This window comes from Methylomonas sp. BG-2 (assembly GCF_057766305.1).
Window position 1 is genome coordinate 1 of sequence record NZ_JBYMAP010000072.1, and the last position, 18,173, is coordinate 18,173.

The following is an 18,173-nucleotide window of genomic DNA, read 5'->3' on the forward strand; positions in this document are numbered from 1 at the left end:
CATCCACCAAAGGGAAATATGACATTTTTGGAGGTCCGGTCCTAGTTCAAAAGGGGATATTTCTCGAGCCAACTAAGGTTTAGAAGTATTAAGCTAGTTAGAATTTTGCGCACCAATTAAGAACAGCATTCCCCTTAAATTGCACCACTAGTAAGCAAAATATAGAACTTTGCTATCATCCAATATCTATATACTATTGATTTAACATAGGAATTAAAACAGGCGCGTTGATTGCTTGTAATTTAAGTACACGTGAGGCGCGATCACAAAAGCGCCTTATTAAAATGGTGACTAGGGTTCCGGTTCGATATTGAACGTCAGCGACCGAGAGTTACCGGCTTCTTTCGGGGAGCTACACGGCGGGATAAAAGCCCGGGAGGTCAGACGGTTTAGCAAACCGATCCGCCTCTACGTGTAGCTTTTTCAACCCGACTGGAGCTACTCATGACCTCTGTTTTCTCCCACAGCCTCTCCCGATTTATTGCGCTCGTCCTCGCTGCGGCGTTGTTTTCCTTGTCCAAGCCAGCTTCCGCCGAGATAAAGGTCGGCGTCAGCGATTGGCCCGGCTGGGTGGCGTGGTACGTCGCCGAGAAAAACGGCTATTTCAAAAAATACGGGGCCAAGGTCAAATTAGTGTGGTTTGCCAATTACACCGACTCGATCTCGGCCTTGTCGGCCGGCCAGTTGGACGCTAATTGCCAGACCTGGTCCGACACCATGGCGCCACTCAGTAAGAACGTGCCGGTCAAAGCGATTCTGGTCAATGACAATTCCGACGGCAACGACGCCTTGATGGTCAATCCCGCCATCAAAAGCTTTGCCGACCTGAAAGGCAAAACCATCGCCCTGGAGCAGTATTCGATTTCCCATTTCGTGCTCGCCACCGCGCTGAGCAAAAACGGCTTGAGTTTCGACGACGTCAAAACCGTGAATCTGTCGGCCGGCGACGCGGCCGCGGCATTCCTGAGCGGCCGGGTCGATGCGACGGTGGTGTGGAATCCCTGGGTCAACAATATTCAGGCCAGCGGCAAGGGAACGGCGCTGTTCACATCCAAAGACATGCCCGGCCTGATCCCCGATTTGCTGGTCGCTCGAGTCAAAGCCATCGAAACCCACCGCGCCGAATTGGTCGGCATGATTAAAGCCTGGCAAGACACACAGCGCTTTATCCGCGAACAACCCGACCAGGCCGTTGCCATCATGGCCAAGGTGGTCGGCATGAAACCGGACGCCTACAAAGTGTTTCTGCCGGGCACCCGTTTCTTTACCCTCGAAGACAATCTCATAGCCATGGCCGCGGCCAGCGAACCAGCCTCGCTGGCCGCGGTCGGTCCGACCATCGCCAGCTTTCTGAAAGACAATCGCCTGATCGAATCCGTGCCCGATTTAGCCGCCGGCTTTGACGCCTCGTTGGTGACCGAAGCGCTTGCTGCTCATTAGCTCAAGGTGGCGACTATGACTGACAATTCGAATCCGCGCCGACCGCTGTGGGCGATACGCGGCAGCTTGGATCGGCGTATCCATTGGCTGATCGCCTGCAGCGGCTTGCTGCTGGCGCTGCTGGCTTGGTGGCTGGCCTCGACCGGCGGCGCGATAGACCCGGTGTTTTTGCCGACCCCGCCACTAGTGCTGAACAGCGCCTGGGAATGGCTGCACGACGGCGATTTGCTCGGTGACGTGGCGATCAGCGTTTACCGGGTGGTGGCCGGATTTTTATTGTCGGCGGTACTGGCCTTGCCTCTGGGCGTCCTGGTCGGCACTTATGCGCCGGTCAAGGCCTTGTTCGAACCCCTGACCGATTTCATCCGCTACATGCCGGCGGCGGCCTTCATTCCGCTGGTGATGCTGTGGGTCGGTATCGACGAAGGCGCTAAGATCGCGATCATTTTCATCGGTACTTTTTTCCAGATGCTGCTGATGATCGCCGAGGACGTGCGCCGGGTGCCGATGGAGCAAATCGAAGCGGCGCAAACCATGGGCGCCGACCGCGACGAAATCGTGATGCGGGTGATCATGCCGTCGGCCAAGCCGGCGATCCTGGATACCTTGCGGGTGACGATGGGCTGGGCCTGGACCTACCTGGTGGTGGCTGAACTGGTCGCGGCCAATTCAGGGCTGGGCTTTGCGGTGTTGAAGGCGCAACGTTTTCTGCAAACCGACAAAATCTTCGCCGGCATCATTCTGATCGGCCTGTTTGGACTGGCGACCGACCAATGCTTCCGCTGGGCGCATCGCCGCAGCTTCCCTTGGCTGTACCGGAGATAGCGCCGATGACCACTCCCATCATCCAAATCCGCCAATTGCAAAAACGCTTTGCCGCGAACGGCGCGGACATCGTCGCGCTGCAAAATGCCGATCTCGACATCGCTCCCGGCGAGTTCGTCACGCTGGTCGGCGCCTCCGGCTGCGGCAAATCGACCTTGCTGCGCATCGTTGCCGGCCTGGAGCCGGCCAGCGGCGGCAGCGTCAGCGTCGACGGCGCGGCAATCGCCGGTCCCGGTATCGACCGGGCCATGGTATTCCAGCATTACAGCCTGTATCCGTGGCTCACCGTCACCGAGAACATCAGGTTTTGCCGGCAACTGAAGGTGCACCGCGACGTGTCGACGCTGAGCGATGTCGAATCCGCCGAAGGCCGGGCCGACGCCTTGATCCGCTTGATGGGCCTAAGCCACGTGGCCGGCGCCTACCCCAATCAGCTGTCCGGCGGTATGCAGCAGCGGGTCGCGATTGCCCGGGCTTTGATGGCACGGCCGCGCATCCTGTTGATGGACGAACCGTTCGGTGCGCTGGACGCCCAGACCCGCGAGGTGATGCACGATCTGATCTTGCACGTTTCCATCCTGGAAAAAACCACGGTGCTATTCGTCACCCACGACGTCGAAGAAGCGATTTATCTGGCGCACCGGGTGGTGTTGATGGCGCCCCGGCCGGGACGCATCGCCGCGGTGCGTACGGTACCGCTGCCGGATCACCGCGACCAGGACATGAAGCAGAATCCGGACTTCATTGCCTTAAAAAAACAAATTCTGGCCGGCATTCGCGAGACTTCCGGCATGCACACCGATTACGAACTACTCGAGCGTCTGGGCCAAAGCCCGGCGCCCTAACCGATTCAGGAGACCACGATGAGCTTAGCCTCGATCAATACCACCGACCTGCTATGGAGCGAAAACCTGCCGGCCGGCGCCCATACCTCGTTCCGGATGCGGCGCGGCAACCGCCTGCGGCTGACCGACAGCGAAGGCGGCGCCAATCTGGCGGCCTTGTTTATCAACTACGACGAACGCAGCGAACGCTACAACATGGCCGACACCCTAAAGGCCCAGCATACCTTTCATCTGACTGAAGGCTTTGTCTGTTATTCGGACATGGGCCGGGTGTTGTGCTCGATTACCGGCGACACCTTGGGCTGGCACGACACCGTATGCGGGGTGTCCGATGCCGCGCACGTGCTGGCCAAATACGGAACCGCCAGCTATCAAAGCCATCGCAACGCGATGTACCGCAACGGCCGCGACAGCCTGCTGATCGAATTGGAAAAATGGGGCTTGGGCAAACGCGATCTGGTCGCCAACCTCAACTTCTTCAGCAAGGTTGCGGTCGGCGCCGACGGCAATCTGCAGTTTCAGGTGGGCCATTCCGCCCCAGGCAGCCAAGTGGAGCTGCGCTTTGAAATGGACACGCTGGTGTTGCTTAGTACCTGTCCGCACCCGTTGGACCCCAATCCGCACTACCAGCCCAAACCGGTGTTGCTGGAGGCCTATCGCGGCGCTTTGCCGGATCAAGACGACAAGTGCCGCAATTTCCGCCCGGAAAACGGCCGCGGCTTTATCAATACCGAACGTTATTACCTGTAACACCGATTTTACGAGGAATACCCTATGCCCATCGTCGAAAGCACCCTCGATCCGAGCAGCGCCATATACGATTACACCCTGCCGGCCGGCGAACCGTGGCTGCATACCATCAAGCAAGGCCAGACCTTTCGCATCCTGGATCTGGAAGGCAACCAAGCCGTCGACACCTTGTTTTACAGCGCGGCCGACCATGAAGAACGCTACAGCGCCAGCGACACCATCCGCCGGCAAGGCAATCTGTACCTGAGCGCCGGCACCCGGCTGATCTCCGGCGAGGGCAACGTTTTATTGACCATCGTCGCCGACACCTGCGGCCGCCACGATACCTTGGGCGGCGCCTGTGCCGCCGAGAGCAACACGGTGCGCTATGCCCTGGATAAGAAGCACATGCACAGCTGCCGCGACAGCTTTCTATTGGCCATCGGCCATGCCGACTGCGGCCTGGCCAAGCGCGACATCGCCAGCAATATCAATTTTTTCATGAACGTGCCGGTCACGCCCGATGGCCAATTGACCTTTGCCGACGGCATTTCCGCGCCGGGCAAGTATGTGGAAATGCGGGCGGAGATGGACGTGATCGCGCTGATTTCCAATTGCCCGCAGTTGAACAACCCCTGTAACGCCTACAACCCGACGCCGGTGCGGCTGCTGATCTGGGATTGATTTTTCATCCGCACCGGGACGACCCGGCGCCGGTATGTCAAGGCGGGACGGCCCGCCAAACGAGGATTCATGTTTAACAAGGTTTTGATCGCCAATCGCGGCGAAATCGCCTGCCGCATCATGCGGACCTTAAAAGAATTGGGCGTCGCCAGCGTTGCGGTGTATTCCGAAGCCGACGCCCACGCCCGCCACGTCCGGGAAGCCGACGAAGCGGTGTGCGTCGGCGGCGCAGCGGCGGCCGACAGCTATTTGCGCGGCGAGCGGATTTTGGCAGCGGCATTGGCTACCGGCGCCGAGGCCATTCATCCCGGCTACGGCTTCCTGAGCGAAAACGCCGAATTTGCCGAGCAATGCGCGGCCGCCGGCATCGTGTTCGTCGGCCCGACGCCGGAACAATTGCGGCGCTTTGGTTTGAAGCACACCGCCCGCGAGATCGCCAAAACCTGCGGCGTGCCCTTACTGCCGGGCACCGGCTTGCTGGCGGACATCGATCAGGCCGTGGCAGCGGCGAGCGCGATCGGCTACCCGTTGATGTTGAAAAGTACCGCCGGCGGCGGCGGTATCGGCATGCGCTTGTGCCGCACCGAGTCCGAGCTGTACGAGGCGTTTACGGTGGTGCAGCGCTTGAGCGCGGCCAATTTCAAGGACAGCGGCCTTTATCTGGAAAAATTCATCGAGCGCGCCCGTCATATCGAGGTACAGATTTTCGGCGACGGCGCCGGGCGGGTGATCCATTTGGGCGAGCGCGATTGTTCGGTCCAGCGTCGTAACCAGAAAGTGATAGAAGAAACCCCGGCGCCGGGCCTCAGCGACGCGACCCGCGCGGCACTTTACCGACATGCCTTGGCGCTGGCCGAGGCGGTGAATTACCGCTCCGCCGGCACGGTCGAATTTGTTTACGACCAGGACAGCAGCGAATTTTATTTTTTGGAAGTCAACACCCGTTTGCAGGTCGAACACGGCGTGACCGAGCAAGTCACCGGCACCGATCTGGTGGCCTGGATGTTGCGGTTGGCGGCCGGCGACCGGGCATTTCTGGATCAATACCGGCATGCGCCACAAGGCTGGGCTATGCAAGTCAGGGTGTACGCCGAAGACCCGAACAAAAATTTCCAGCCTTCATCCGGCTTGCTGACCGATTGCCGGTTTCCCGAGGCGGTCAGGGTCGATCATTGGCTGGAGAACGGCCTGGAAGTCACGCCTTATTACGATCCCTTGCTGGCCAAAGTCATCGTCCACGCCGCCGACCGCGAACAGGCCTTGGCGCAAATGGATAGCGCTTTGGCCGACACCCGCTTGTACGGCATCGAAACCAATCTGGCCTATTTGCGCCAGATCGTCGCCGACGACGTGTTTCGCAGCGGCCGGCAGATCACCGCCTACCTGGCCGGCCTGAGCTACCAGCCTCGCACTTTGGACGTGCTGGAAGCAGGCACCCAAAGCATGATTCAGGATTATCCGGGGCGCTTGGGTTATTGGGACGTCGGCGTGCCACCGTCCGGGCCGATGGATATGCTGGCCTTTCGCTTGGCGAACCGAATTTTGGGTAACCCGGAGGATGCGGCCGGGCTGGAAATGGCCATCAACGGCCCCAGCCTGCGCTTCAATTTTGCCACCCGCATCGTGTTAACCGGCGCGGCGATGCAAGCCGAGTTGAACGGTCAAGCCATACCCTACTGGCAGGCGATTGCGGTGGCGGCCGGCGACGTGTTGAAACTGGGCGCTATCGCCGGCCAGGGCTGCCGTAGTTATCTGGCGATACAAGGCGGCTTCGACGTGCCGGAATACCTGGGCAGCCGAGCCACCTTCACGCTGGGCCAGTTCGGCGGCCACGGCGGCCGGGTGCTGCGAGTCGGCGACGTGTTGCCGGTTGCGGCGGAAACCGCTATGGCAGAGGAAGTTGCGCCGAATCCTGGCGCGCTGCCCCGTTACGCCGAACACTGGCAAATCGGCGTGCTGTACGGGCCGCACGGCGCGCCGGACTTTTTTACCGACGAGGACATTGCCGAATTTTTCGCGACCGATTGGGAGGTGCATTACAACTCCAACCGCACCGGCATCCGCTTGATCGGCCCAAAGCCGCGCTGGGCCCGTAGCGACGGCGGCGAAGCCGGGTTGCATCCGTCCAACATCCACGACAACGCCTATGCGATCGGCGCGGTGGATTTTACCGGCGACATGCCGGTCATTCTCGGTCCGGACGGCCCGAGTTTGGGCGGTTTTGTCTGCCCGGCTACCGTGGTCGCGGCCGAATTGTGGAAATTGGGCCAATTGAAGCCCGGCAATAGCGTGCGTTTTATCCGCTTGAATCGCGCGCAAGCGGCGAAACTGGACGCCCAGGTCGAGCAGGCCTTGGCCGACCCGGCTCATGCCGCGTTACCGGAACTGCCGGCACCACCCGATTTCGCGGAAAGCTGCATCCTCGCCCAGCTTCCGGCCGGCCAAGACCGGGTGGGGGTAACCTATCGCCAGGCCGGCGACCGCAATCTGCTGATCGAGTACGGTCCCTTGGTATTGGACCTTAATCTGCGCTTTCGGGTGCATGCCTTGATGACCTGGCTGCAACAACGCCGCATCGCCGGCATCGTCGATCTGACGCCGGGCATCCGCTCCTTGCAAGTGCATTACGACCGCTGCCTGCCGCTGGACGAACTGCTGCGGATTCTGGCGCAAGCCGAAGCGGAACTGCCGGCCATCGAAGACATGGAAGTGCCGACCCGCATCGTCCACCTGCCGCTGTCCTGGGACGACCCATCCACGCAACTGGCGATCGAAAAATACATGCAGTCGGTGCGCAAGGATGCGCCGTGGTGCCCGAGCAATATCGAGTTCATCCGTCGCATTAACGGGCTGGACAGTATCGACCAAGTCAAGGACATCCTGTTCAACGCCAGTTATCTGGTGATGGGCTTGGGCGACGTCTATCTGGGCGCGCCGGTGGCGACGCCGATCGATCCGCGTCACCGGCTGGTGACGACCAAATACAACCCGGCCCGGACCTGGACCCCGGAGAATGCGGTCGGTATCGGCGGTGCTTATCTGTGCGTGTACGGCATGGAAGGCCCGGGTGGCTACCAGTTCATCGGTCGCACCGTGCCGATGTGGAACCGCTACCGGCAAACCGCCGATTTTCGCGACGGCAAGCCGTGGCTGCTGCGCTTTTTCGACCAAATCCGCTTCTATCCGGTATCCGCCGAGGAATTGCTGCGCTACCGACAGGATGTGATCAGCGGCAAGCTCAAACTGGATATCCGCGAGGAAACCTTCAGTTTGCGCCGCTACAACGACTTCCTGCGCGAACACGCCGGCGAGATTGCCGCATGTAAAAACCGTCAACAGGCGGCCTTTGATGCCGAACGCGAACGCTGGGCGCAAGCCGGCCAGGTTTACGCCGACGATCAGGCCGTCGCGGCGGCGGCTATCGATACCGAGCTGGACTTGCCGGCCGGTGCCCGGGCCGTGGCCAGCCATATCGCCGGCAACGTCTGGCAAGTACTGGTCAAGCCCGGCGATAGCGTCAAGCAAGGCGATGCCTTGGTGGTGGTCGAATCGATGAAAATGGAGTTTCCGGTCGCGGCGCCGGAAGACGGCATGGTCTGGCAAGTGTTTTGCGCCGAAGGCGGACAAATCAGCGCCGGCCAGGACTTGCTGGTGTTGCAGGCCGGGGAGGAGGCATGACAACCTGGCGCGAATTACCGGAAGTCATGAGCATCGCTGGTCTGAGCCACGCCTACCGCGACGGTATGCTCACGCCGACGGCGCTGGTAAGCATGCTGTGGCAGCGATTGGAATCGGCACCGCAGCGCGGGGTCTGGATCAGCCGCGTGCCGCTCGAACGGCTGCAGGCTTATGCCGAGGCATTGGCGGACCAATCGCCGGACGAGTTGCCCTTGTACGGCATTCCGTTTGCGATCAAGGACAATATCGATCTGGTCGATTTACCCACGACGGCGGCTTGCCCGGCCTATGCCTACCAGCCCGAGCAATCGGCGTTCGTGGTGCGGCAATTGATAGCCGCCGGTGCGATTCCGCTGGGCAAAACCAATCTGGACCAATTCGCGACCGGCTTGGTCGGTACCCGCTCGCCCTACGGGGTATGCCAAAACAGTTTCGATCCAGAATACATCGCCGGTGGTTCCAGTTCGGGCTCGGCAGTCGCGGTGGCGAGCGGTCTGGCCAGTTTTGCCTTGGGCACTGACACAGCCGGGTCCGGTCGGGTGCCGGCGGCCTTCAATAACTTGGTTGGTGTCAAACCGACGCGGGGCTTGTTAAGCACGTCCGGCGTGGTGCCGGCTTGTCGTAGTTTGGATTGCGTCTCGGTGTTTGCGTTGACGGCCGCCGACGCCGAGCGGGTGCTACAAGTCGCCAATGTGTACGACGCTGCGGACGCTTACAACCGCCCAGACCAGCCCTTGCCGGTGCCGCCCGGCTTTGCCGGCGGCTTTCGCTGCGGCGTGCCGAAGCCGGAGCAATTGCAATTCTTCGGCGACGAAGCGGCGGAAGCCTTGTTTGCCGAGGCCATCGCGCAATTGCAGGTACAGGGCGGCAACCTGATCGAAGTGGACATTCAGCCCTTGCTGGATGCCGCCGACTTGCTTTACGCCGGGCCGTGGCTGGCCGAGCGTTATCTGGTGGCCGGTGACCTCCTGCAATCCAACGCCGAGGCTTTATTTCCGGTTACCAGGGACATTTTGGCCAAAGCGTCGGACTTGTCGGCCGCCGATGCCTGGCGTGCGTTTTACCGCTTACAGGACTTGAAGCGGCAAAGCGATGCAATCTGGCGACAGGTCGATGTGTTGGTCACGCCGACCACCGGCACGATTTACCCGATTGCCGCCGTCGAAACCAATCCGGTCGAATTGAACAGCCGGCTGGGCTATTACACCAATTTCATGAATCTGCTCGACCTCAGCGCCATTGCACTGCCGGCCGGGTTTCGCGGCAATGGCCTGCCGTTCGGTATCACGCTGTGCGCGCCGGCCTTTGCCGACCGAGCTTTGCTGGCGTTGGCGAAACGGCGCGAACAGTTGGCTCCGCATAAATTGGGTGTCTCCGAAACCTTAAGCACCGAATTTCCCGCAGCGGACAACGACGACGCGAGCGGCTTTGTTCGGGTCGCGGTGTGCGGCGCGCATCTATCCGGCCTGCCGCTGAACCATTTGTTGACCTGCCGCGGCGGGGTCTTGCTGCAACGCACCCAATCCGCACCCACTTACCGGCTGTACGCATTGCCGGACGGCAAGCGGCCCGGCATGGTGCGCGACGACACCGGCGCGGCCATCGCCGTCGAGGTCTGGGCTTTGCCAATTCACCGATACGGCGAATTCGTCGCCGAAATCCCGGCGCCACTGGGCATAGGCCGGGTGCAATTGCAGGATGGTTCCAGCGTGCAGGGCTTTGTTTGCGAGGCGGCCGCGGTGCGCGAGGCACTGGACATCACCGGCTTCGGCGGCTGGCGCGCTTATCTCACCCGTCCCGACTAAACCGCCGGTTTTAGCCATTAAATATTCCTCAACCCTAACCATTCAAGCCGGATTTTCCGGCTTGCGGGGGCGTTTGCGCCCGAAAAAAGTTTGCTGACTCATTGACCGACAGGAGAATACTCATGCCAACCCCTGCTTCCCGAACTCGCGAATGGCTGTATGCCGCACCGCTATTGATGGCGATGTCGCCGCTTCCCGCTGAAGAACGCGCCGGCTTATTGAACGGCTTGTCGCTGATCAACGACTTGCCTTGGATGAAAGCCGCCGGCTTGCGCGTCCACAGTTGGGCCGACGCCGGTATCGTTTACAACGCCAACGATCCTGGCGACGGCTACAACGGTACCGTGGTGTTTGCCGACCGGGCCAACGAATTCAATCTGCATCAACTCGGCGGCGAGTTGATTCGAGATGTCGATACCGCCGGCGACCATTGGGACATCGGCGGCAAGCTGACCCTGATGTACGGCAGCGATGCCCGCTTTAACACCATCAACCCCTACGGCGGCGGGCATTGGGACAGTCGCTTGATCGGTTCCGACGAGCGCTTCTACAAACTGGCGATCCCGAATGCTTATCTGGACATCTTCACGCCGATTGGCAAGGGTTTGACCACGCGCATCGGCCGGTTTTATACGATCATGGGTTACGAGACCGGATTGTCGCCGGACAATTTTTTCTACACCCATCCGTATACCTTCCAATATGGCGAACCGTTTACCCATTTCGGTATGACCACTACCTATCCGGTCCACCAAAATCTGAGCGTGACCTTGGGCGCGGTGACCGGCGGCCACACCAAGCTCAACGGCGTGCTGGACGGCAACGGCGCCTGGGACGGCTTTGACAAAAATATGGAGAACTGGAATTTCCTGGGCGGCGCCACCTGGACCAGCGACGACGCGGCGACTTCGTTCACGGCGACGCTGATTACCGGTGACGTCAACAGCGACAACAATCTGCGCGAATTCCAGCGCCAGACCGGCATCAACAAGCGCGACAATCGCACCTTTTACAGCCTGGTCTTCCAGCACAACTTCGCCGAACGTTGGCACTACGTGCTGCAGCACGACCACGGCATCGAGCAACAGCATCCGTTGAACAATTTTGCGGATGCCGAATGGTACGGTATCCATTCGCAATTGAAATACGACGTCACCGATACGGTGGGTGTAGGCGTTCGCGGCGAGTGGTTTCGCGACGACGACGGCGTTCGGGTCGGCCAAATGTGCCCAAGTTGCGCGGTGCTGGCCACCGGGCCGGCCAATTATTATGCCGCGACGCTGGGCGTGAACTGGAAGCCGGCCAAATGGCTGATGCTGCGGCCGGAAGCGCGCTACGACTGGTCGGAAGGCGTCGATGCTTACGACGAGCGTAACAAGGACAGCCAGTTTATTTTCGGTGCCGACGTGGTGGTGACCTTTTAAGCTTTTTGGCTTTAGTTGATGCAGCCAAACAAAAAATTACATTCCACACAGCTGGCGGATCACCCGCCAGTTCAAACGGCGAGATTTAATCAAGCAATTTGCCCTGAACGGTTGATGCCAAAATATTGGATGGCAAAAACATGAATTGGATATGTTTTCACAGGAGAAATCCCGAATGTCTGCTTTTAGAAGTGCAGCAGACCTCGTTAGCTGGCTATGATGAATGACGCGAACGGGGCGCAACCCGACCCTCATCGCCACCCAGAAACCACAAACCTTAATTTCCCGGTAATGCCCGGCGCTTTTTTGGCGACGGTGGGGATCGGGATTTCGACGGTAAGCGAGCCGCCGGCCTCGACGGCTGCGTGTTCGGCCTGGGTGATTGGGCGCACGTCGGTCGGTTTGGATTTGGCTTGGCTCCAGTGCCATGCGACTTGTTGGCCGGGGGTGATGGCGATGATCGCGGTGTCGCTGAACAGGCGGGCGCCTTCGACGTGGGAGTCGAACAGCCAGCCGTCCACCAGGTATTCCTGCACGCCGATGCCCAGCGTGACGGCGTAGGTCAACGTGTTGTCGGTTTGATCAACCTTGGCCCAGTTGGCCAGAAACACGCTGGACAGATAGACGCTACGTTTTTTTTGCCTGACGATTTCGCCGTGGCCGCGAATCGCCGCTGAATCTTCCTCGGCGGTGCGGCGGGTCAACAGGCCGCGCATTTTGCGCGGCGCGGCTTGCAATTCAAAGTAGTAGTCGGCTTCGACTTTATCCGCCTGGGCTTGCAAGGATTCCGGCAGCGTGACGCTGGCAACGTCGAACCAAATATCGACTTTCAGGTGGCCGAACAAAAAGCGGGTGAGGTTTTGAAAGGCTTCCTCGGAATTGACGATGCCGAAATAGCCGGAATGGGAGCGGTAGGTGTAGGCCTTGGGGCAGGGCAGGCTTTGGCCGGCGCTGTCCTGGCCGGTCAACACGGCGTTGGCGACTTTGACCAGACCGTCGCTGCCGTGGCCGGAAAACATTCGCGACAGGCCGGCGGCGACGTTGTAATCGGCGCGGTTGCTGCCGACCATGCAGAAAAACCGTTCCGGCGGAAAATGCCGGAGCAGATCGACGCGTTCCTGCGCCAGATATTCGCTGTCCTTGTCGAGATTCAGATATTCGGCCATGCGCGGCCGACTGAAGTTGTTCATATCCGCTGTTTTCAGCCAGTCGGGCACGTTGACGCCGGCCAGTTCGATGCCGTTGTGCGGGGTGGCGTAGGTGAAGACTTTGTCCACCCAGGCGCGGGTTTGGGCGTCGCCCAACGCCGGATGTTGCAAGAAGGCCCGACACACCAAGCCGCCCATCGAGTGGGCGACCAGATAGCATTTGAAGTCGGCATCCGCGATCGGCTGGCCGGCGTCGTCGCGCGCCAGTTCGCGGACGCGCTGAATCAATTCGCCCAAGCCCTCGGCATAGGTCTCGATCGGCGAGGATTTGCCGCTACCCAACAGGCTGGAACCGTCATCGTAGTAGCGGTACACCACCACCGAGCGGTAGGGGATGGTTTTGTGTTTCGGCCAGTCCCGGTCCATGATGTCCAGGCCATCGTCGTAGACGTCGGCGTAACCAAAATCCGAAATCAAGCGCACCACCGGCGATTCGAAGATGAATTTCCGGGCCTTGGTGTCCTTATCGCCGATGCCGGCGCGGACCACGGTCGAGCCGGCATTGAAGCCGCAAAACGGATCGGCGGTGGTTTCGTCGCGCTCGGATTCGGACATCGCGTAACCGCGCACATAGATGATCGGATGGGCGGCGGGGGCGACGGCTTGTTGCAGGGCTTTGGCGGTGTCGGACATGGTTGGAACTCCGTATTTTAACGCTGGGTGAAAGTCATTGCACTTCGAATTTCGGTTTTTTTAGATCGCCTCACATCATCCCCAATACCGTTAAGTCAAGAATTTTTGCCAAGCCAAGCCAAGCCAAGCCAAGCCAAGCCAAGCCACTCCAACTCGCTGGCTGAGCGGAGTCGAAGCCCGTCATTTCGCTTCGACTCCGCTCAGCGAACGGCTTTTACGTCAGCGAACGGCCTTTATGTCAGCGAACGGCTTAATTTAGCGGCATTAAGCCCATTCCCTCGCCCGGGGGGCGAGGGAATGGGTGTGGAGATTGGCCGTGCGCAAGGCATAAAAAGCCGGTGGCGAGCGGTGTTTGCGTTGTCCGTGCCGGGAGGTGCCTTCAATCGCGGCTAAAGCCGCTGCCACTTTGCGTTACCGCGCTGTTGGCAATACTGGCCTCAGTGCCCGCCTGCGCAATGGTCGGCATTGCCCAGCAACTGCATCGCGATCAATTTGCGGTAGCTGGTGGCGTGGTGTTGCAGCAGCATGTCCGGGCGGTCGCCTATCGTGTAGCAATCGCCGCCCTTGGTTAACCCGAATACCGGGACCAATTGGCCGGCCAGCGTGTAGTTCAACGAGACGGCCTTGCCGTCCGGCAGTTTGACCGGCGGATTGCCGAAATAGCGTGCGACCGACGCGGCGATGCCGGTGTCCTCGAACTTGTCGGCGACGTGACCGGTAAAAATCTCGGCGATCGAGCCGCGCACGCCGTTTTTGGCGTTGGTGATGGCCTCGGCGATGTCGTCCAGCACGCCGCCGACCGCGACGTCGCTATTGTCTTCCTCGACGTATTTGACGACTTCGGAAACCGTTTCCAGGCTCAGCGGCACCTGCGGTACCGGGTCTCTATCGTTGTTGACGACAAAAGCTGTTTCGTTGGCGATACGGGAGAAATCCTGGGCAAACTGCAGATTGCCCGGCTTGGGCTGGGCGAACAGATAGGATTTCAGGGCCGGTTTGGCGGCGAACGGCAATTGGTAGGGATTGCGCGGATCGACGCTGGCGTAGTACAGAAAGGCGTGGATCAAGGTCGCGACCGCCGCGCCCTGGCTATGGCCGGTGATCGAGATGCGAGTGATAGGCTGCCGCTTCTGCTGTTGCTCCAATTGCGTCAGGATGCCGCGTTCGGGATGGAACAGCAATGAAAACGCCGCGTAGCCGAAGCCCAGGTGCACTTCGGCGTTCGGCGTGGCGGCGAAGGCGATCGGCAGCGGCGTATTCTTGGGATACTCGATGCCGGCGAAGGCAGGCGTCGTGGTGGCGTAGGCGTCGGCCAGGATGCTGGTCCACTCGCCGACGGTGCCGCGTATCGCGATGGCGACATGGCCGGGATCGCTGGTCGATTGCGCCAGCAACCAGGCGTTGTTCAGCGGCTTAAGACCGTTGGTCTTGATGTTGTTGGGATTGGCGTCGTCGTCGGCTTTGCCGTCCCAGGGCCAGACCTTGTTCCATTCGGTATTGCCGGGATGGCGGCTGTCGTAGGCCAGTTGCCACCCGGTCGGCTTGGCTTGGTATTGCGGGTCGGTGTTCAGCTTGGGGTTGTTGCGGTCGTCCTGGTTGTTCAGTTCGATGCACAATTCCAGCAACGAGGCGGCCTCGCCGGCGTCGAAGCCGCCCCAGGCCGGCCGGACCGGCGGCAAACCGCTGTCTCTGAGTGTTTGATAGGCGTCTAGCGAATGATCGGTCGGCATGGTGGCGCATCCTGTGATGATGAGGGGAATCAGGGCCCAGCCCAAACGGCGGGCGGCGAACGAGTTATGGCGTCGAGGCATGGGCTTCTCCGGCTTGTGCTTTTACGCACCATTGGGCGCGTTCGGTGACGTGGCGGGCGACGACTCCGGCGGCGGTTTCGACCAACTTGGCGACGGCTTCGTTGTTCAGCGCGCCCCAGGAGCCACCGCGAATCGCCTTGCCGACCGCGCCGGCCACGCTGGCTTCGGCCTTGCGGGCATGGGCCTCGATCTCTTGGAAGCCGGCTTCGTCGATGGTCACTTCGGCAAAGTGACCATCGCGGCGGTCGTATACCCAATGCAGCGGTTTGCCGAATTCGACGACGTAATCTTTCAAGCTGGTAGAGGCGGTAGTATTCGGTAGCACCGGCAGCGGGGCGTAATGGTCGCGGATGGCTTCCAGGACGATGCGTAGCGTGTCTGCGGCGATTTGGCTGTGGTCGATGCTGACGTGGCTGCCGGATTCGACGATGCCGGGAAAGCCGTATTGGGTGCCGTCGCGGCCGACGAAGCCGGGGCTTTTTTGCGCCAGTTTGCCGGTCGATTTGGCGAGTTGCTTGTTGACCAGGTCCAACACCTTATCCACGCGCGGATCGTCGGCTTTCAGTTTTAACAGCGAGGCCGCTTGCTGCTGTAATTCGGATTGCTCGGCCGGGTCTTGAACCAGCCGCGAAACCAGTTGCGCGCCGCCTTTTTTAAAATAGGCCTTGAGATAGTCTTCTTCGAGTTTTAGGGCTTGTTGAGTGTCGGTTTTCAGAAATTCCTTTTCGTCGTTGACGCGCTGTTTAAAGTGTTTGCGACGTTCGGCCAGATCGGCTTTGATTTTGTCGGCCAGATCGGACGGGCCTTCCAGATGCACGGAGGTCGTCAGCTTGACCAGCAGATCGGCAATCAGCGGATGGTTGCTGAACAGATTGTGGTCTTCCAAACCGTTTAGTGTGTCGAGGTTGGCTTTAATATCGTCGCTTTTGCCGTTAAGTTCGCCCAATAGTTTGGCCATTCCGGGTTCGAGGCGCGAGGTCAACGGCGCCATGCAGCCGACGAAACGGGAGGCGTCGATTGGGGCGGCGGGTTTCGGGATCGCCAGCTTTAACGCGTCCAGCTTGTCCCGAATTTTTTCGATGGCCGGCAGTTGGCCCAGTGTGGCCAGCGGCGCTTTCGGCGCATCGGCGCAGCCGCCGATCAGGCCGGTGGATACGGCCAGCAGCCAGGGCAGCAGTCGCGAAGTATGGGTGTTTGAGTGATCCATGGTTTGTCCTCATTGGCGTGAGTCATTTTTATTTCGGCAACCGGTCAGGCCGTTGCCGGGTCCGTTCCAGTGCGGCGCTATTCATCATTGCGCCGTACCGCGTCTCGATTCCGCGCGGATCGAGTATAGAAGCAATATCCAAAACTGTTAGGCGGCTCACATTTAAATTGGTGCGCCAGATAGCGTCGCCGCTCATCGGGAAGTTCCACCGCCAACCTGGAGTTGCAAACCGAGGTTTGTACTCCGGTGCAAGCGTTACACGCGCTCTCCTGGGCTGGCTGTTGCCTAGGGCGCATGCTGCCGAGACTGATTTGCCGCAATTCCCGCGTCGGAAATCTTTGATCACACCCGCTATAAGCGCCGCAAAGCGTGCGCTTCTCCGGCAAACTGGAGTTGCAAACCGAGGTTTGCACTCCGATGCAAGCCTTAAAGGCGTTCTCTTTAGGCCTTGGTTCTCGAAAGCGTGCTTTGGGTGCGCTCTGCCGACACTCTTTCGAAATTCCAGCCGGAACGGAACTGAAGCCGACCCCACACAGTTTCGATTGGAACATGCGTTGCCAGGGATTTGACGCTTCAATCCCCCGTGGGAGGCGCATTAGCGGCGCCGATGAAAGCCTGTCCTCCGCCGGACGAACGCCCCCGGTCATGGTAAATGCCGGTCCTACCCAGTGACCGATGTAACAAAGGCTGACCGAGACTGGGCGAAAGCCGGGATTCAACCTCACCAACCGTTCGCTGAGCGAAGTCGAAGCGGACTTCGGTTTCGCTCAGTCCAACGGCGTATGGCTGCGATTCCGACCAGGATTTGCAGTCGCAGGTACCAAACAGCCTGAATCGCCAAGTTGGCAAGCCGGGCGCGATACGCTTTTCCGCCTATTTCACCAAGGGTTTGATAGTCCGATACAAGGCCAGTCGATCCTGCAAACCGGCAGTGCCGCCGTTGATCTTCTTGGTAATCGCGGTGAAGTCCTCGACATCGTTGTCGTCGGTTTGGTCGTCGGCCAATGCATTCAAACCGTGACCGAACCAAAAGTAGGCCGCGCTCAATGCCGCCCATTTCGGTTCGATCAACAATTCCGGCTGAGCGATCAAATCCACGCCCAAGGCTTTGCCGACATCGGCGTAATTGCTGCGGCCGGTGATTTGAATCAAGCCCCGGCCGCGAAACCGGTAGCCGTCGCCGGAGCTTTCCGGGCCGTTGCCGATCCGGTTGGCGTAAATGTAATTGGCCAGTTTTTCCTCGTTGGCCACATAGGGCGCGGCGACGGCTTCGGTCGGAAAGCGCTTGGGCCATACAGCGACCAGCCGGGCGGCGGTCTTGTAGTACAGGCCTTCGGTCAAGCGGTTGAACTGGCCGGATTCGTGGCCGGTTTGCGCCAGAAAGCAAGCAATCCGGCCGGGATTGTTGATTTGAAATTGCTCCATCGCCGGGTTCAACGCCGCCGCCCAGGTATCGGGGGCTTTGCATTGGGGGAGAGCGGATTTAATTAACGTGGCGTCTATCATTTTGCTACCTCGGGTTGCGGTGATCGATAACCGTCGGGCGCTTGGCCCGACAGCGCGAGTTTAGCGCTACAGCAGGTCCGTCATTTGTCGGCAGATTTTGTCGAGCTGATTGACCAAATGTTTGCGAGCTTTCTGCATCGCCCACAACACCGCAAGCATCAGCAGCGCTATCAGCGGATAGACTTCGACGACGTAGGTAATGAAGTTCTCGAAATACACCGGCGTGACGTAACGCAGCAGGTCGCCGATCCAACGTAACGGCCGATTATTGGCTGCCGCGCAAAAGTCCGGCTCGCTCCCGTTTTTGCAGGTCTGGTATCGGTCCGTATCCGGCAAATCCACGACTTTTTGCTGGATGCTGAAATAGTCGTTGCCGAC

13 protein-coding genes and 1 riboswitch are annotated in these 18,173 nt (G+C 59.9%); of the genes, 8 read left to right on the forward strand and 5 right to left on the reverse strand.

The window, feature by feature from the left end; all coding sequences use genetic code 11:
• The first annotated feature begins 280 nt into the window (after nucleotides 1–280).
• Nucleotides 281–381: riboswitch (guanidine-I (ykkC/yxkD leader) on the forward strand.
• Nucleotides 382–444: 63 nt separating this feature from the next.
• From AC3B8H_RS08920 to AC3B8H_RS08955, 8 genes are all read left to right on the forward strand, one after another.
• On the forward strand, nucleotides 445–1,440 hold the full coding sequence (locus tag AC3B8H_RS08920; protein WP_488441241.1) for an ABC transporter substrate-binding protein: 996 nt from the start codon (nucleotides 445–447) through the stop codon (nucleotides 1,438–1,440).
• A 15-nt stretch (nucleotides 1,441–1,455) separates the two neighbouring features.
• Nucleotides 1,456–2,265 (forward strand): ABC transporter permease, encoded by an 810-nt coding sequence (locus AC3B8H_RS08925; protein WP_488441242.1) that lies wholly within the window; start codon nucleotides 1,456–1,458, stop codon nucleotides 2,263–2,265.
• Between the two features lie 5 nt (nucleotides 2,266–2,270).
• Nucleotides 2,271–3,110: an ABC transporter ATP-binding protein gene (locus AC3B8H_RS08930; RefSeq protein WP_488441243.1), complete on the forward strand. Its 840-nt coding sequence runs from the start codon at nucleotides 2,271–2,273 to the stop codon at nucleotides 3,108–3,110.
• Nucleotides 3,111–3,128: 18 nt separating this feature from the next.
• Nucleotides 3,129–3,860, forward strand: a complete 732-nt coding sequence (locus AC3B8H_RS08935; RefSeq protein ID WP_488441244.1) for an urea amidolyase associated protein UAAP1 — start codon at nucleotides 3,129–3,131, stop codon at nucleotides 3,858–3,860.
• A 24-nt stretch (nucleotides 3,861–3,884) separates the two neighbouring features.
• A complete protein-coding gene (locus tag AC3B8H_RS08940) occupies nucleotides 3,885–4,523 on the forward strand; it encodes an urea amidolyase associated protein UAAP2 (RefSeq protein WP_140914033.1) in 639 nt (212 codons plus the stop codon).
• Between the two features lie 69 nt (nucleotides 4,524–4,592).
• Complete coding sequence (gene uca, locus AC3B8H_RS08945; protein ID WP_488441245.1) at nucleotides 4,593–8,201, forward strand: urea carboxylase; 3,609 nt, start codon at nucleotides 4,593–4,595, stop codon at nucleotides 8,199–8,201.
• Nucleotides 8,198–10,006, forward strand: a complete 1,809-nt coding sequence (atzF, locus tag AC3B8H_RS08950; RefSeq protein WP_488441246.1) for an allophanate hydrolase — start codon at nucleotides 8,198–8,200, stop codon at nucleotides 10,004–10,006. Before uca ends, atzF begins: the two co-directional genes overlap by 4 nt.
• Nucleotides 10,007–10,128: 122 nt before the next feature.
• Nucleotides 10,129–11,430: a porin gene (locus AC3B8H_RS08955; RefSeq protein ID WP_488441247.1), complete on the forward strand. Its 1,302-nt coding sequence runs from the start codon at nucleotides 10,129–10,131 to the stop codon at nucleotides 11,428–11,430.
• A 251-nt stretch (nucleotides 11,431–11,681) separates the two neighbouring features.
• Here the strand turns inward: AC3B8H_RS08955 and AC3B8H_RS08960 are convergent, their stop codons facing one another.
• From AC3B8H_RS08960 to AC3B8H_RS08980, 5 genes are all read right to left on the reverse strand, one after another.
• Nucleotides 11,682–13,271 (reverse strand): hypothetical protein, encoded by a 1,590-nt coding sequence (locus AC3B8H_RS08960; RefSeq protein WP_488441248.1) that lies wholly within the window; start codon nucleotides 13,269–13,271, stop codon nucleotides 11,682–11,684.
• Between the two features lie 437 nt (nucleotides 13,272–13,708).
• A complete protein-coding gene (locus AC3B8H_RS08965) occupies nucleotides 13,709–15,082 on the reverse strand; it encodes a lipase family protein (RefSeq protein ID WP_488441249.1) in 1,374 nt (457 codons plus the stop codon).
• Nucleotides 15,066–16,289, reverse strand: coding sequence for a hypothetical protein (locus AC3B8H_RS08970; RefSeq protein WP_488441250.1), 1,224 nt, complete (start codon nucleotides 16,287–16,289; stop codon nucleotides 15,066–15,068). The genes AC3B8H_RS08965 and AC3B8H_RS08970 overlap by 17 nt, the downstream gene beginning before the upstream one ends.
• A gap of 873 nt (nucleotides 16,290–17,162) precedes the next feature.
• Nucleotides 17,163–17,795, reverse strand: coding sequence for a glycoside hydrolase family 19 protein (locus AC3B8H_RS08975; protein WP_488441251.1), 633 nt, complete (start codon nucleotides 17,793–17,795; stop codon nucleotides 17,163–17,165).
• A gap of 66 nt (nucleotides 17,796–17,861) precedes the next feature.
• Nucleotides 17,862–18,173, reverse strand: a 312-nt coding sequence (locus tag AC3B8H_RS08980; RefSeq protein ID WP_488441252.1) for a hypothetical protein, incomplete at its 5' end; no start/stop codon positions are given.

Bases quoted from the DNA above. Each gene is read 5' to 3' on its own strand.
- AC3B8H_RS08935 (WP_488441244.1), top strand. From the start codon at position 3,129: ATGAGCTTAGCCTCGATCAATACCACCGACCTGCTATGGAGCGAAAAC.
- AC3B8H_RS08960 (WP_488441248.1), bottom strand. From the start codon at position 13,271: ATGTCCGACACCGCCAAAGCCCTGCAACAAGCCGTCGCCCCCGCCGCC.
- AC3B8H_RS08965 (WP_488441249.1), bottom strand. From the start codon at position 15,082: ATGCCTCGACGCCATAACTCGTTCGCCGCCCGCCGTTTGGGCTGGGCC.
- AC3B8H_RS08930 (WP_488441243.1), top strand. From the start codon at position 2,271: ATGACCACTCCCATCATCCAAATCCGCCAATTGCAAAAACGCTTTGCC.
- AC3B8H_RS08955 (WP_488441247.1), top strand. From the start codon at position 10,129: ATGCCAACCCCTGCTTCCCGAACTCGCGAATGGCTGTATGCCGCACCG.
- AC3B8H_RS08925 (WP_488441242.1), top strand. From the start codon at position 1,456: ATGACTGACAATTCGAATCCGCGCCGACCGCTGTGGGCGATACGCGGC.
- uca (WP_488441245.1), top strand. From the start codon at position 4,593: ATGTTTAACAAGGTTTTGATCGCCAATCGCGGCGAAATCGCCTGCCGC.
- AC3B8H_RS08920 (WP_488441241.1), top strand. From the start codon at position 445: ATGACCTCTGTTTTCTCCCACAGCCTCTCCCGATTTATTGCGCTCGTC.
- AC3B8H_RS08970 (WP_488441250.1), bottom strand. From the start codon at position 16,289: ATGGATCACTCAAACACCCATACTTCGCGACTGCTGCCCTGGCTGCTG.
- AC3B8H_RS08940 (WP_140914033.1), top strand. From the start codon at position 3,885: ATGCCCATCGTCGAAAGCACCCTCGATCCGAGCAGCGCCATATACGAT.
- AC3B8H_RS08975 (WP_488441251.1), bottom strand. From the start codon at position 17,795: ATGATAGACGCCACGTTAATTAAATCCGCTCTCCCCCAATGCAAAGCC.
- atzF (WP_488441246.1), top strand. From the start codon at position 8,198: ATGACAACCTGGCGCGAATTACCGGAAGTCATGAGCATCGCTGGTCTG.